The sequence below is a fragment of the Pseudomonas putida genome (assembly GCA_029953615.1).
Taxonomy (GTDB): domain Bacteria; phylum Pseudomonadota; class Gammaproteobacteria; order Pseudomonadales; family Pseudomonadaceae; genus Aquipseudomonas.
Genome location: CP124529.1, coordinates 5443738 through 5458890, shown reverse-complemented (window position 1 = coordinate 5458890; position 15153 = coordinate 5443738). Strand labels below are relative to the sequence as shown.

11 protein-coding genes and 1 pseudogene are annotated in these 15153 nt (G+C 64.4%); 4 read left to right on the top strand and 8 right to left on the bottom strand.

Annotated features, from left to right (window positions below; all coding sequences use genetic code 11):
- Positions 1-38: 38 nt before the first annotated feature.
- The 4 genes from gabP (at position 39) to proP (ending at position 5266) form a co-directional block, all read left to right on the top strand.
- The gene (gene gabP, locus QIY50_25115; GenBank protein WGV20501.1) at positions 39-1430 is read left to right on the top strand and encodes a GABA permease; all 1392 of its coding nucleotides are present in this window, start codon (positions 39-41) and stop codon (positions 1428-1430) included.
- A gap of 100 nt (positions 1431-1530) precedes the next feature.
- Positions 1531-2424 carry a PA4780 family RIO1-like protein kinase gene (locus QIY50_25110; GenBank protein WGV20500.1) on the top strand — a complete coding sequence of 298 codons (894 nt, stop codon included), beginning with the start codon at positions 1531-1533 and terminating at the stop codon, positions 2422-2424.
- Positions 2425-2630: 206 nt separating this feature from the next.
- Positions 2631-3605: a porphobilinogen synthase gene (gene hemB / locus QIY50_25105; protein WGV20499.1), complete on the top strand. Its 975-nt coding sequence runs from the start codon at positions 2631-2633 to the stop codon at positions 3603-3605.
- Positions 3606-3763: 158 nt separating this feature from the next.
- Positions 3764-5266, top strand: coding sequence for a glycine betaine/L-proline transporter ProP (gene proP / locus QIY50_25100; protein ID WGV20498.1), 1503 nt, complete (start codon positions 3764-3766; stop codon positions 5264-5266).
- Here proP and QIY50_25095 read toward each other — a convergent pair whose 3' ends face one another.
- The 8 genes and pseudogenes from QIY50_25095 to QIY50_25060 all read right to left on the bottom strand — a co-directional run bounded on the left by QIY50_25095 (position 5267) and on the right by QIY50_25060 (position 15124).
- Positions 5267-5968, bottom strand: coding sequence for a YoaK family protein (locus QIY50_25095; GenBank protein ID WGV20497.1), 702 nt, complete (start codon positions 5966-5968; stop codon positions 5267-5269).
- Positions 5969-5978: 10 nt separating this feature from the next.
- Entirely contained in the window at positions 5979-6605 is a 627-nt protein-coding gene (locus QIY50_25090; GenBank protein ID WGV20496.1) for a riboflavin synthase subunit alpha, read from the bottom strand.
- A gap of 1683 nt (positions 6606-8288) precedes the next feature.
- Positions 8289-10355 carry a maltose alpha-D-glucosyltransferase gene (treS, locus tag QIY50_25085; protein ID WGV20495.1) on the bottom strand — a complete coding sequence of 689 codons (2067 nt, stop codon included), beginning with the start codon at positions 10353-10355 and terminating at the stop codon, positions 8289-8291.
- 30 nt (positions 10356-10385) lie between these two features.
- Positions 10386-11270 (bottom strand): TIGR03915 family putative DNA repair protein, encoded by an 885-nt coding sequence (locus QIY50_25080; GenBank protein ID WGV20494.1) that lies wholly within the window; start codon positions 11268-11270, stop codon positions 10386-10388.
- Positions 11261-12481 carry a putative DNA modification/repair radical SAM protein gene (locus QIY50_25075; protein ID WGV20493.1) on the bottom strand — a complete coding sequence of 407 codons (1221 nt, stop codon included), beginning with the start codon at positions 12479-12481 and terminating at the stop codon, positions 11261-11263. Before QIY50_25075 ends, QIY50_25080 begins: the two co-directional genes overlap by 10 nt.
- A gap of 105 nt (positions 12482-12586) precedes the next feature.
- Positions 12587-14108 (bottom strand): annotated as a pseudogene (locus QIY50_25070) (glycosyltransferase family 39 protein).
- A gap of 3 nt (positions 14109-14111) precedes the next feature.
- Complete coding sequence (locus QIY50_25065; GenBank protein WGV20492.1) at positions 14112-14384, bottom strand: lipid-A-disaccharide synthase N-terminal domain-containing protein; 273 nt, start codon at positions 14382-14384, stop codon at positions 14112-14114.
- Entirely contained in the window at positions 14381-15124 is a 744-nt protein-coding gene (locus tag QIY50_25060; protein ID WGV20491.1) for a glycosyltransferase family 2 protein, read from the bottom strand. The genes QIY50_25065 and QIY50_25060 overlap by 4 nt, the downstream gene beginning before the upstream one ends.
- Positions 15125-15153 lie beyond the last annotated feature (29 nt).

The following is a 15153-nucleotide window of genomic DNA, read 5'->3' as shown; positions in this document are numbered from 1 at the left end:
CCCCTGCGTGGGCATGACAAAAACAACAAGGTAGCGCCATGCAAACCCACAAGAACAATTTGAGTCATGGATTGAAATCCCGGCATGTCACCATGCTGTCCATTGCCGGCGTGATCGGCGCCGGCCTGTTCGTCGGCTCCGGCCGCGCCATTGCCGAAGCAGGGCCCGCCACCATCCTGGCCTATATCCTGGCCGGCGCACTGGTGGTGCTGGTGATGCGCATGCTGGCCGAAATGGCCGTTGCGTCGCCAGACACCGGTTCGTTCTCTACCTATGCCGATCTTGCCATTGGCAAGTGGGCCGGCTACACCATCGGCTGGCTGTACTGGTGGTTCTGGGTACTGATCATCCCCATCGAGGCCAACATCGCCGCCACCATCATAAATTCCTGGGTCCCGCAGCTGGAGATCTGGGTCCTGTCGTTGGTGATTACCCTGTTGCTGACCGCCACCAACCTGTTCAGCGTGAAGAACTACGGTGAGTTCGAGTTCTGGCTGGCGCTGGTGAAGGTGGTGGCCATCGTCGGTTTCATCGCGCTGGGGGTGTGCGCCATCTTCGGCCTGCTGCCAGGCTCCGGTGTCAGTGGCGTATCGCGCCTGTGGGATAGCGGCGGTTTCATGCCCAACGGGTTTGGTGCGGTGCTGAGTGCCATGCTGATTACCATGTTCTCGTTCCTCGGGGCCGAGGTGGTAACCATCGCTGCCGCCGAATCCGACGAGGCAGGCAAGCATATTTCCAAGGCCACCAATTCGGTGATCTGGCGCATCACGCTGTTCTACATTCTGTCGATCTTCATTGTCATCGCGCTGGTGCCCTGGACCGACCCGCGCCTGGCCACCGAAGGCTCCTATGTCACGGTGCTGGACACCCTCGGGGTACCGAATGCCAAGGCCATCATCGACTTCGTGGTGCTGACCTCGGTGACCAGCTGCCTCAACTCCTCGCTGTACACCGCTTCGCGCATGGTCTATTCGCTGAGCCGTCGCGGTGACGCCCCGGCCTGCGCCCAGGTGACCAGCCGCAGTGGCACGCCGGTGGTGGCGGTGCTGCTGTCTACCGGTGCAGCGTTCCTGGCGGTGATTGCCAACTACCTGGTGCCGGCCAAGGTGTTCGGCTTCCTCATGGCAAGCTCCGGCGCCATTGCCCTGCTGGTGTACCTGGTGATCGCCGTTTCCCAGCTGCGCCTGCGCCAGCGCCTGACCGCACAGGGCAAGACGTTGGGCTACCGCATGTGGCTGTTCCCGTGGCTGACCTGGGGCGTGATCCTGTTTATCAGCGGTGTGCTGGTGTTGATGCTGTTCCGTCCGGACCACCGCCTTGAAGTGGTATCGACCATGGTGCTGGCGGTGCTGGTGGTGTGTTCGGGCCTGCTGGTCACGCGGCGTCGGGCACGCGGGGCACCGGTGACTCGTGTGGGGCAGAGTGCCTGAAGTACGGCCTGACGATTGGGTCATTGCAGACAGACGAGCAAGTCGCATCAGGCTGTGAGAGGATGTCCGCCATCACAGCCAGGACCCCGAACACAGCCTGATGAAGACACCGAAAAGAATCGAACCCCTGATCGAAGACGGCCTGGTCGACGAAGTCCTGCGGCCGTTGATGAGCGGCAAGGAAGCCGCCGTGTATGTGGTGCGCTGCGGCAGCCAGGTACGCTGCGCCAAGGTCTATAAAGAAGCCAACAAGCGCAGTTTCCGCCAGGCCGCCGAGTACCAGGAAGGCCGCAAGGTACGTAACAGCCGTCAGGCCCGGGCCATGGCCAAGGGCAGCAAGTACGGCCGCAAGGAAGCCGAAGACGCCTGGCAGAACGCCGAAGTGGCGGCGCTGTTCCGCCTGGCCGGCGCTGGCGTGCGGGTGCCCAAGCCTTACGACTTCCAGGACGGCGTGCTGTTGATGGAGCTGGTCACCGATGCCGACGGGGACGCGGCCCCACGCTTGAACGACGTGCACCTCGAGGCCGAGGATGCCCGTACGTACCACGCCTTCGTCATTCGCCAGATCGTGCTGATGCTATGTGCCGGGCTGGTGCATGGTGACCTGTCCGAGTTCAACGTGCTGCTAGGCCCGGACGGGCCGGTGATCATCGACCTGCCGCAGGCGGTGGATGCCGCGGCCAACAACCATGCCTTCAGCATGCTGCAGCGCGACGTGGCGAACATGGCCCATTATTTCGGGCGCTTTGCGCCGGAGCTGAAAAGTACCCGCTATGCGCAGGAAATGTGGGCCTTGTACGAGGCCGGCAAATTGCTGCCTGATAGCGAATTGACCGGCGTGTTCGAGGATGACGAACATGAAGCCGACGTAAGCGGCGTGATGCGCGAAATTGACGCAGCCCGGCTGGATGATGCCCGGCGCCGCGCGGCGCGCGCCGAGGCAGAGCATGGGGCGGCGAGGGCAGAGGAGCCGACGCCGCCCTGGCTTCAGTAATAGGTTGTCTGCACTGGCCTCTTCGCGGGTAAACCCGCTCCCACAGGATCGCGCTGTACTTGTGGGAGCGGGTTTACCCGCGAAGAGGCCGGCACAGGAAAAATGCAGCCATTGCCTTTGACGCAAGACAATATCTCGTCATCTGGCCTTTTCACTGGCGCGTGACAGGCATAAGGTATACGCCGTTCAAATTCCCTGGAGCTGTCATGTCCAACCAATTTCCGTCCGTTCGTCCACGCCGCCTACGCCAGAACGAGTCCCTGCGCACGATCTTCCAGGAAACCGAGTTCCGCCTTGAAGACCTGATCCTGCCGATCTTCGTCGAAGAGGGCATCGATGACTTCGTGCCGATCACCAGCATGCCAGGCGTCAACCGCATCCCCGAGAAGCTGCTTGCGCAGGAAATCGAGCGCTATGCCCGCGCCGGTATCAAGTCGGTTATGACCTTTGGCGTTTCGCACAACCTGGACGCCGTCGGCAGCGACACCTGGAACGAAAACGGCCTGGTCGCGCGCATGTCGCGCATCTGCAAGGACACCGTGCCGGAAATGGTGGTGATGTCCGACACCTGCTTCTGCGAATACACCAGCCACGGCCACTGCGGTGTGCTGCACGACCACGGCGTGGACAACGACGCCACCCTGGCCAACCTGGGCAAGCAGGCAGTCATCGCCGCCGCTGCCGGTGCCGATTTCATTGCCCCGTCGGCGGCGATGGACGGCCAGGTCCAGGCCATCCGCAGCGCCCTGGACGGTGCCGGCTTCCACGACACCGCGATCATGGCCTATTCCACCAAGTTCGCTTCGTCGCTGTATGGTCCGTTCCGTGAAGCCGGTGGTACCGCGCTGAAGGGCGACCGCAAGAGCTACCAGATGAACCCGATGAACCGCCGCGAAGCCGTGCGTGAGTCACTGCTCGACGAGCAGGAAGGGGCTGATGTGCTGATGGTCAAGCCGGCTGGTGCCTACCTCGACGTGATCGCCGATATCCGTGCAGCATCGCGCCTGCCGCTGGCGGCCTACCAGGTAAGCGGTGAATACGCGATGATCAAGTTCGGTGGCCTGGCGGGCGCCATCGATGAAGGCCGGGTGGTGCGTGAAAGCATCGGCGCGATCAAGCGTGCCGGTGCCGACCTGATCCTCACCTACTTCGCCATGGACCTGGCCCGCGAAGGTATCTGACCGCGAGCCGCTGCCCCTGCAAGCCGCTGTCATCGCAGCGGCTTTTTCTTGCTGCGCAGCAACCGGCGAGGAAAATCACAAAAAAGCAGTAAGCGCTGAATTATTTAGTGTCCCGTTGTATCTCATCCCTTAGAGCATTCATCGACAGGGATACGGACATGAAACCTCGCAAGAAAAACCTCCAGCCAATCGGCCTGAAGGACATCACCATTGTCGACGATGGCAAGATGCGCAAGGCAATCACCGCGGCCGCATTGGGCAACGCCATGGAGTGGTTCGACTTCGGCGTCTACGGCTTCGTCGCCTATGCCCTTGGCAAGGTATTCTTCCCCAACGCCGACCCAAGCGTGCAGATGATCGCGGCGTTGGCCACGTTCTCGGTGCCGTTTCTGATCAGGCCTCTGGGCGGGCTGTTCTTCGGTGCCCTGGGCGATCGGTTCGGGCGGCAGAAAATCCTTGCTGCAACCATCGTGATCATGTCGCTCAGTACCTTCGCCATCGGCCTGATACCGTCCTATGCCAGCATCGGTATCTGGGCGCCGATCCTGTTGCTGCTGGCCAAGATGGCCCAGGGCTTCTCGGTGGGGGGCGAGTACACCGGTGCGTCGATCTTCGTCGCCGAATATGCCCCTGACCGTAAACGGGGGTTTCTCGGCAGTTGGCTGGATTTCGGCTCGATCGCCGGGTTCGTGTTGGGTGCCGGTGTGGTGGTGTTGATCTCTACGGTGCTGGGTGAGGAAAAGTTCCTCGAATGGGGTTGGCGCCTGCCGTTCTTCCTCGCCTTGCCGCTGGGCATCATCGGCCTGTACCTGCGTCATGCGCTGGAGGAGACGCCAGCCTTCCAGCAGCACGTCGACAAGCTGGAGAAAGGCGACCGCGAAGGCCTGGCGACCGGGCCGAAAGTGTCGTTCAAGGAAGTGGCCACCCAACACTGGCGCAGCCTGGTGACCTGCATCGGCGTGGTTATTGCCACCAACGTCACCTACTACATGTTGCTCACGTACATGCCCAGCTACCTGTCGCACAACCTGCATTACAGCGAAGATCATGGCGTGCTGATCATCATCGCGATCATGGTCGGCATGCTGTTCGTGCAGCCCATGATCGGGCTGCTCAGCGACAAGTTCGGCCGTCGACCGTTCATCATCGTCGGCAGCGTCGGCCTGTTGGTGCTGGCCATCCCGGCATTCATGCTGATCAACAGCGGCGTGCTGGGGGTGATTTTTGCCGGGCTGCTGATCATTGCCGTGCTGCTGAACTTCTTCATCGGCGTGATGGCCTCGACACTACCGGCAATGTTCCCCACACACATCCGCTACAGCGCCCTCGCCAGCGCCTTCAATATCTCGGTGCTGATAGCCGGCCTTACCCCGACCATCGCCGCCTGGCTGGTGGAGAGTACTGGCAACCTGTACATGCCGGCCTATTACCTGATGGTGATCGCGGCCGTGGGGCTGGTCACCGGCCTGACCATGAAGGAAACCGCCAACAAACCGCTGCGCGGCGCGGCACCGGCAGCATCGGATATCGAGGAAGCGCGTGAGCTGCTGCAGGAGCATCACGACAACATCGAGCAACGGATCGAGGACATCGATGCGCAGATTGCCGAACTGGAGGCCAAGCGCAAGTTGCTGGTGCAGCAGCACCCGCGCATCGAGTGATCAGTGCGGCATGTAGCCACGCAGCCATGTCCGTGGAATGAACCGCGACACCAGGGCCAGCACGCAGGCCAGCGCGCAGCTGCCGGCCAGCGCCTGCAGGCCCAGGTGGTGCTCTAGCCAGGCACCCAGCGCGGCGCCCAGCAGCATGCCGGCCCAAGGTACCAGTTGCACCCGCCAGCCATTGCGCCGTTCGCCCAGTAGCCAGCGCCCCAGCCCGCGACCGAAGCGTGACAGGGCGCCGGTGACATATGTCAGGCCGATCGGCAGGCCGTTCACCTGTTCGACCACGGCATTGATCATGCCCATGGCCAGCGTGGCAGCGAGTAACGCTGGAAAGGTCACTGCCAAGGGCCATGCGGCTGCAAAGGCCAGCAGGGCGGCGACCACCAGCAGCACCGGCCAGGCTCGACGGCGGAAACCGCGCGCCAGCAGCACGCCCAGGGCGTTGCCGACGACAAAGCCCAGCACCGCAGCACTCAGGCGCAGCACCAGGGGCAGGTCCGCATCGCTGATGGCGACGGCCAGGCGCGTAGTGTTACCGCTCATGAACGACACGAAGTCGCCCAGCGCCAGCAGGCCGATGGCATCGGTCATGCCGGCCAGCACCGACAGGCCGGCGACCAGGCCGAGGCCGACACGGCCACGCAGCACCTGCAGGCGCAGCCGCTTGGCTGTGCGCGCGGGGAGGGTATTGGGCAGCATGCTCGGGAACTCAGCGAGGCATTTCGCGGGCCAGGGTACTCTTGATGGTGCGCTCCACGACATCGACCAGCACCATGGTCTGGTGGTCCACTTCGATGTTGAGCAGCTCGCCGGCCTTGTAGCCAGGGAAGGTGGTCTGGCGCAGGGTTTCCGGGATCAGGTTGATGGTGATCACGTTGTCCTCGACATCGGCTACGGTCAGGCTGCAGCCGTTGACCCCGATGAAGCCGCGCGGGAACACGTACTTGCCCCATTCCGGTGGCATGCGGAATTTGATGAAAGCACCGGTTTCCTTGATCGACAGCTCGACGATTTCGGCGGTGGTGGCGATGTGGCCGGCCATCAGGTGGCCGCCGACTTCGGCGTTCATCTTCGCCGAGCGTTCGATGTTGACGCCCTGGCCGGCCTTGAAGTTGCGCAGGTTGGTGCGCTCGAGGGTGGCGGTCATGGCGTCGAACCTGACCTGGGTGCCGTTGATCTCGGTAACTGACAGGCAGGTGCCTTCGACACTGACGCTGGCGCCGATCTTCAGCTCGTCGAGCAGTTCCGGGGTGAGGTCGATGGTGAACTGGTTGTGGCCCGGGTAGGTGGTCACATCAAGCAGAGGGCGGACGGCCTGGACGATGCCGGTGTACATGGAGTTGCTCCTGGGCACGAAAAATAAAACTACCGAACGCTATGCCCGTGGAGCGGTAAAAGCAAGCCGGCCATTTGTCTGGAGCTCTAAACCCACAGGTACGGCGCACTCCGTCAGCTGCAGGTGACCCTGTGGGAGCGGGTTCACCCGCGAAGCAGGCGACGCGGTGGATGGCACCGGCTGCGCCGGTGTTCGCGGGCGCGCCCGCTCCCACAGGTATGGCGCATTCCTTCAGCTGGTACGGACCCTGTGGGAGCGGGCATGCCCGCGAAGCAGGCGACGCGGTGGATGGCACCGGCCGGCTGCGCCGGTGTTCGCGGGTGAACCCGCTCCCACAGATATGGTGCATTCCTTCAGCTGGTACGGACCCTGTGGGCATGCCCGCGAAGCAGGCAACGCGGTGGATGGCACCGGCTGTGCCGGTGTTCGCGGGCGCGCCCGCTCCCACAGGTATGGTGCATTCCTTCAGCTGGTACGGACCCTGTGGGAGCGGGCATGCCCGCGAAGCAGGCGACGCGGTGGATGGCACCGGCTGCGCCGGTGTTCGCGGGCGCGCCCGCTCCCACAGGTATGGCGCATTCCTTCAGCTGGTACGGACCCTGTGGGAGCGGGCATGCCCGCGAAGCAGGTGACGCGGTGGATGGCACCGGCTGCGCCGGTGTTCGCGGGTGAACCCGCTCCCACAGATATGGTGCATTCCTTCAGCTGGTACGGACCCTGTGGGAGCGGGCATGCCCGCGAAGCAGGCGAGGCGGTGGATGGCACCGGCTGCGCCGGTGTTCGCGGGTGAACCCGCTCCCACAGGTCCTGGTGCATTCCTTCAGCTGGTACGGACCCTGTGGGAGCGGGCATGCCCGCGAAGCAGGCGACGCGGTGGATGGCACCGGCTGCGCCGGTGTTCGCGGGCGCGCCCGCTCCCACAGGTATGGCGCATTCCTTCAGTTGGTCAGGTCCCTGTGGGAGCGGGCATGCCCGCGAAGCAGGCGACGTGGTGGATGGCACCGGCTGCGCCGGTGTTCGCGGGTGAACCCGCTCCCACAGATATGGTGCATTCCTTCAGCTGGTACGGACCCTGTGGGCATGCCCGCGAAGCAGGCAACGCGGTGGATGGCACCGGCTGCGCCGGTGTTCGCGGGCGCGCCCGCTCCCACAGGTATGGCGCATTCCTTCAGCTGGTACGGACCCTGTGGGAGCGGGCATGCCCGCGAAGCAGGCGACGCGGTGGATGGCACCGGCTGCGCCGGTGTTCGCGGGCGCGCCCGCTCCCACAGGTATGGCGCATTCCTTCAGCTGGTACGGACCCTGTGGGGAGCGGGCATGCCCGCGAAGCAGGCGACGCGGTGGATGGCACCGGCTGTGCCGGTGTTCGCGGGCGCGCCCGCTCCCACAGGTATGGTGCATTCCTTCAGCTGGTACGGACCCTGTGGGAGCGGGCATGCCCGCGAAGCAGGCGACGCGGTGGATGGCACCGGCTGCGCCGGTGTTCGCGGGCGCGCCCGCTCCAACAGGTATGGCGCATTCCTTCAGTTGGTCAGGTCCCTGTGGGAGCGGGCATGCCCGCGAAGCAGGCGACGCGGTGGATGGCAGCGGCTGCGCCGGTGTTCGCGGGTAAACCCGCTCCCACAAATGTCGCGTGGCTGCCGTTCAGAACTTCACCGGCGAAGGCAATGGGGCAAATACCATTCAGACATGGCCACTGCTGTTGACGATCCGCAGGCACAGCGCCTCATACGGGTCCAGGTTCACCATCAGCCGCCCATCTTCGGTCAAATCCCCTTCGACCGTTTCATTGATCATGTCCACCACCGGCCCCGGCGTGAATCCGGTCAGTTGCAGCTCCTCGGCAATCTTTTCCTGGCCAAAGTTCAGTGCACTGATCTGAATGCCGCGCCCGGCCGGCAGCTCATGCACCATTACCAGCAAGCCGGGGCTGCTGACGTCGGGCACCAACAGCTGACGGCTGGTGGCGATGCCATAGGCCTGACGCACTGCCAGCAGTTTCTTCACCTTGCAGGCAAACGAATCGCCGTTTTCCAGCTGGCTGTCCAGGCTGCCATACAGCGACCGGGCACGGGGCATGCCACGCACTGACGCCTGGGCCTGCGGCTCAAGCCCGGCCAGGTCGTAGCCGCCCCGGTGAATCCAGCGGGTATCGCCATCCAGCATCCGCTGCGCGACCGCTTCGGCGGGCAAGGGCAGGGCGCCCACCAGGTCCCAGCCGGACAGCGCCACCACCCCCGGCTGCATGGCGTTGTACATGACCAGTAGCAGGTGCACCTTCTGGATCAGCTCTGTTTCTGCCGCGCCGATCTGCCCAAGGTCGCGGATACCCAGTGCGGCAGCGATCAGGCTGGCCGTGGTACAGGCTATGCCATTGGTGACGAAGCGCAGGTTGTACGGCGCATGCTCGCCTGACAGCCGTTCGTAGATCTCTTCGCGGATGTGCTCGCGCAGGATGCCGCCGGGCAACGTCTGGCCTTTGTACAGGTACATGTCATGGGCATGCAGGGTCCAGAAATGCACCAGCTCCACGGTCAGCTCGTCATGGTTCTGCAAGGCATGGATCAGCGAGGCCGGGTCGATGCCGAAGGCGTGCATTTCCTTGAGCATCAGGCGCAGGAACTCGGTGTCGCCGGTCAGCAGTGCATGCTGGTAGGCCGGCCGGGTAATGAAGTCGTAGGACAGGTCGGCACCGCCCCTGGACATCTGCGCGATATCGTCGAGGGTCAGGTTCAGTTCCTGGAAGCTGAAACCGCCGGCCTTGCGGATCATGCCGCCGATCAGCTGGTTGCCGACGATCGACAGCGGGTGGCTTTCCGACCAGGCGGTGCCGCTGGCGCGCGTCTCCACGCCGAGAAAGCCGTTGGCATCCAGACGCAGGCCGCGGGCGCCCAGACAGTCCAGGGCGTGCAGGGCATCGCCAATGATCATCTGCTGGGCGGCGAAGGTCGGGTCCAGCCAGTTCAGCGACGGCTGGCCTTCCTTGAAGTAATGCAGGTACACCCAGCGCCGGGTCTTGCCATCCACACCGGTCACCGGCGGCGTGGCGCTCCAGTCGGTTTCCTTCACACCTGGCTCGAAGAAGATCACCCGTTGTAGCTGGCCGACGATGTAATGGCGGGCCTTGAGCTCGTCGCACTGGGCCGGCAGCAGGTTGACTGCGTCGCGCCCGGCCGGCACTTCGGGCAGCAACGGCCAGTCTTCCTCGCGGATTTCGACCATGTGGTACAGCCCCGGGTAGGGACCGTAGGCCAGCTCGGCCAGGCGGAAGTCGGCGCCCTTGCCAGTGTGCGAAGGGATAAGGTCGTCGATGGTCACGGCGTTGTGCGCGGCGGCCATGCGGCTCATCTGGACCAGCTCCTGCTCGCTGCCGTACAGCGGGTCGATGTCGAAACTGATGCGGTCGAAGTTGCCATCGACGCTGGGGGTGAGCTCACGGCCACGGATGCCGCCAGACAACTTGATCGGGCCGGTGTGCAGGCCCTGGATGCCGATCTCCGACAAACGCTTCCACAGCGCCTCGTGGGCCAGGGCCCCAAGCACCGAACAACCGTCGGGGGCGATGATGGCGTCGGGGTAGACGGTCAGCCAGACCGAAGCGATCTCGGTGGCCCGGCGGGGTTGGGCTTCGGCGTAGGGCTGTTGCCACAGGCGCGACTGGCCGGAGTACAGGTGGGTGCGTTGCTGGGAGACCCTGAGCATGGCGCGGTCTTCGAGCCATTTGACGTATGACGGATCGGGTGGGGTCATTTCGCGTCCTCTTTGCGTGTCGGCAGCGGCTCAGGTTATGACGGCTGTGGCGGCTGATCGTTCGGCTTGAGAATGGTTCGTGGGCTTGCTGATCTGTTTGCCAGCCTGGGAGGCGACTTCCAGGGCTTGGCCATCCCGTTGCTTGCCTTGCCGAGCCAGGCCTTCGAGCTGCGGAATGAGCATGCCCTCCGGCAAATGGCGCCAGAACCGGCCGGGCATGTGCAGGCGCAAGGCATCGGGGTTGAGGCGGGCAGGGTTGAAGGTATGGCGATAGTAGGTGCGCCACAATTCCGCGCCAGGGTCTTCGGCGTTGCGCGCCCACTGGCGCCAGGGCTCGGGGCACTGGCGCTGGTAGTCGAATGCCTGGCCATCGAAGCGTATGCCGTCGTTGGCCGTGGCAATCAACCAGCGCAAACGCCCCAGGCGGTCTGCGAAATGCGCACTGGCGCTTTCCAGAATGTCATGCGCCGGTTCGTGATAGGCCACCAGGTCAATTTGCAGCTGTTCAGCCAGTACTTCGGGCAGTGGCACGAAGCGTACGAACGCATGCAGGTGATGCGCTTCGCGATTGACCTGCTTGATCCGCCTGTGCAGCTCACTGCCCAATCGGTCGCCCGCCAGCATGGCAGTGCGGTCGCCATGGGCCACCCGCCAAAGTACCTCGTAAAGCAGGTTCCAGCGCTGCTCGCCACGGTAGCGAGCCGCCTGTTCCAGCTGGCCCAGCAGCGCCGCTGGCACCTTGGCGCGAAAAGGACCGGGGCCTTCCGGCAGTGCTGTCGGCATGGCCAGCAAATCAGCCACCGGCCCTTGCACCCAGGTGACCTCCGACGGGTCGACGCCATGCCCCAACAACACCCGGGCCTGGTCACGCCAGGTGGCGAACAGGCCGTCGCAGTCGAGCGCGATCATCCCCACAAGCCCATTTGCACCGGCGCCTGCGGCTCACGCAAGCGCGCCCTCAGCAGGCCGCTGCGCAACTCGGCCTGGGCCGGGCGGTAGTCGCTGGTAACAATGAACGGCCGCGCCTTGTCCAGCACACAGCGCAACTGGATCAGGTCATCGTAGCGAATGCGCCGTTCGCGTCGCAGGGCTACCAGGCGCTGCACGCTGCGCAGGCCAATGCCGGGGATGCGTGCCAGTAGCGCCGGCTCGGCACGGTTCACATCCAGTGGGAACACTTCGCGGTTGGCCAGCGCCCAGGCCAGCTTGGGGTCGATGTCCAGTGCCAGGTTGCCGCTCTGACCCAGCAGCTCGCCGGCCTTGTAGCCATAGCCACGCAACAGGAAGTCAGCCTGGTACAGGCGGTGTTCGCGCAGCAGCGGCGGTGCGGCCAGGGGTACGCTGCCGGGGCTGTCGGGGATGGGGCTGAAGGCGGAATAGTACACGCGCTTGAGGCCGTAGCCTTGGTACAGCGATTCGGCATTGCGCAGCAATGTGCTGTCGTCGGTGCTGTCGGCCCCGACGATCACCTGGGTGCTTTGCCCGGCCGGGGTAAAGCGCGGCGCCTTGGGTTCTTGGGCCACGGCTTGCTGGCCGCGGTGGATCACGCCCATGGCCTGGCGAATGGTGTGCGCCTGTTTCTCCGGTGCCAGGCGTTTCAGGCTGGCGTCGGTCGGCAGCTCGATGTTGACGCTGAGCCGGTCAGCCAGGCGCCCGGCCTCCTCGATCAGCAGCGGATCGGCATCAGGGATGGTCTTGAGGTGGATGTAGCCACGGAAGCCGTGCTCCTCGCGTAACAGCCGGGCCACGCGGATCAGTTGCTCCATGGTGTAGTCCGCCGAGCGGATGATGCCAGAGCTGAGAAACAGGCCGCTGATGCAGTTGCGCCGGTAGAAGTCCAGCGTCAGCCGGACCACTTCCTCGGGGCTGAAACGTGCGCGTGGCACGTTGCTGGAGCGGCGGTTGACGCAGTATTGGCAGTCGTAGAGGCAAAAGTTGGTCAGTAGCACCTTGAGCAGCGACACGCAGCGCCCGTCAGGGGTGTAGCTGTGACAGATGCCCATGCCATTGGTAGCACCCAGGCCATCAGCCCCGCGCGAGTTGCGCTTGGGCGCGCCGCTGCTGGCGCAGGATGCGTCGTACTTGGCAGCATCGGCAAGGATGCCGAGTTTGGCAATGAGTTGCATGGGGCTGACCTGTGATACTGAATATTCATACAGTATTTTGAGATGTGACGGATTGCAAGTGATTGTGCACCGGCCCGCGGATTCCTGCGGAAACATTGACAGGCACTAAGGCGAGGCCGCCCAGGCGAAGTGGTAGACATGGCTGGGGGCCGTGGCCTGGCAATGGCCATTATCGGCGTCGGCAGCGACCACATACCATTCGGCGCGCGAGGTCTGGCCCAGCCTGCGTGCCTTGTCGGCACTGAAGCAGCGGCCCAGTTCCGAAGCCGGGACCAAGGCAAAGGCGGCAGGGTTGTGGCGCAGCCAGTAGACGGCTGCATCCGCCCTGGACTGGTCGGTGAAACCGAAGTGCACGATGGGTTGCCGGGCAAACAGCCAATGCCCCTCGCGCCAGTTGACCAGCACCAGCTCGGCGCCGCCTGTGGCTCGTGCAGCTTCGGTCATCAATGTCTCATGCGGGTTGCGGCCTTCCTTCGACGGCTCGACGAAACCGCGCGCAAACCACAGCGCAAACCATGCCAGGGCCACCGCAGTGAACACCTTGCGCCAGGCCGGACGGCCGCCTAGCCAGCGCTTGAGCAGCCACGGCAACAGCGGCGCGATGGCCAGCACCAGACCCGGCAGCGCCGGGAAGACATACAGCTTGCGCTTGCCGCTGCTCAGGCTGAAAAACAACAGCACCAGTGCCACCCAGCCGAGCAGCAGCAAGAAGCGCCCGTCCCGTTTGTGCAACTGTCGGCGCCAGGCCGGTACCAGCCAGGGCAGGGCCAGCACCAATGGCAACCAGTACTTGGGGATGACCTTGACGAAGAAGTACCAGAACGGTTCGCGATGGTCCCAGGCATTGGCATAGCGGCTGGCGGTCTGGCGCAGCAGGATCTCCTTCAGATAGGCCAGCTCCGCCGCGCCACCGCCATGGGCAATCGATACCAGGCAGTGGCAGCAGCCACACCGCGCAACCGGCCAGCAGCCACAGCAGCCCCAGGCACCAGCGCCAACCCTGGCCGGGCATGGTCACAACCCCGTGCCAGCGGTGGCGCACCGCCCAGGCATAGGGCAGCAGTAGCAGCGCCGGGATAAAGCCCACGCCCTTGCTGATGATGCCCAGGCCCATGGCGATGCAGGCCAGGTAGAACCAGCCCCACGCCGGCCCGAGCAGCAAGTGGCGCAGCATGCCGTAGAAACCCAATGCCACCCACAGGCACAGGAAGCTGTCGATCTGCCCGGTGCGCAGGATGCTGTAGCTCTGGTAGGTAGCCAGGAACAGCAAGGCGGCGATCACGCCGATGCGCCGGTTCCACAGGCGCCACCCCAGGTCATGTAGCACCCAGGTGATGGTTGCCGCCGACAGCAGCCCAGGCAGGTACAGGGCCACCTTGGGCGAGCCGGTGAGGTGGCTGAACATAGCCACGGTCCACATGAACAACGGCGGCTTGTCGCCGTAGATTTCCGCTGCCCGGTGCGGGATGAACCAGTTGCCGCTCTGCAGCATTTCCAGGGCGACGCCGAGAAAGCGTTCTTCATCCACATTCATCGGCTGGCGCCAGCCGATACCCGCGCCCACCAGCAATATGGCGAGGGTAATCAGGGCCAGGCGTTCGGCCCCGAGCGTGTTGAACCTTGGCAAGGGCTATTCCTTCTGTTCCTGGTGGCGGGCGATCAGCTGCAGGTTGCGCAGGTAGACCAGAAAGCCGAAGCTCTGGCCGATGATGAACACCGGGTCCTGGCGATAGATGGCATAAGTCAGCAGCAGTGCGCTGCCGAGCATGCTCAGGTACCAAAAACCCACCGGTATCACGCTGCGGCGCTTGAACTCGCTGTACAGCCACTGCAACACGAAGCGCCCGGTGAATACGACCTGGCCGGCGAAGCCGATGATCAACCACAGGGTTTCACGGGTCATCCTTCGAGCTCCTGGGGGGGCGTGTCCAGGCGGGTGCGACGGACCAGCCACCAGACCCCGAACAGGTCGAGAATGCCGACCAGGGCGCGGTCCAAGTTGCCGTACTTGGACACCCCGGCGTGACGTGGCCGGTGATTGACCGGGTGCACCAGCATGCGGCCGTTGTGGCGCAGGATCAGCGCCGGGATGAAGCGGTGCATGTGGTCGAAATAGGGCAGGCGCAGGAAGGCCGTGCGCTCGATCAGTTTCAGCCCGCAGCCGGTGTCTGGCGTGGCGTCCTTGAGCAGGCGGCTGCGCAGGCCGTTGGCAAAGCGCGAGGCCCAGCGCTTGCTGGCGCTATCGCGGCGGTTGACCCGGTGCCCGGCCACCAGTTTGAGGCCGCCGGCCAGGTCCTGGTTGGCGCGCACCAGGGCCAGCATGCCGGGGATGTCGGCCGGGTCGTTCTGGCCGTCGCCGTCCAGGGTCGCCAGCCAGCGCCCGTGTGCAGCCTGGGCGGCATGCCACAGCGAGGTGCTCTGGCCCAGCGAGCGCGCGTGGCGGAGGATGCGCAGCTGCGGGTAACCCTGGCTTTTCAGTTGCTGCAGTACGCTCAGGGTGCGGTCGCTGCTGCCGTCATCGACCACCAGCACTTCATAGTCTTCATCCGCCAGCGCGGTGCGTATTTCCATCAGCAGTGACGGCAGGTTGTCGACCTCGTTCCTGGCGGGAATGAGTACCGAGAGGTCCAGTGCATCTGTCATGAGGCGTCCTGTGATCGTGTTGTGATTGC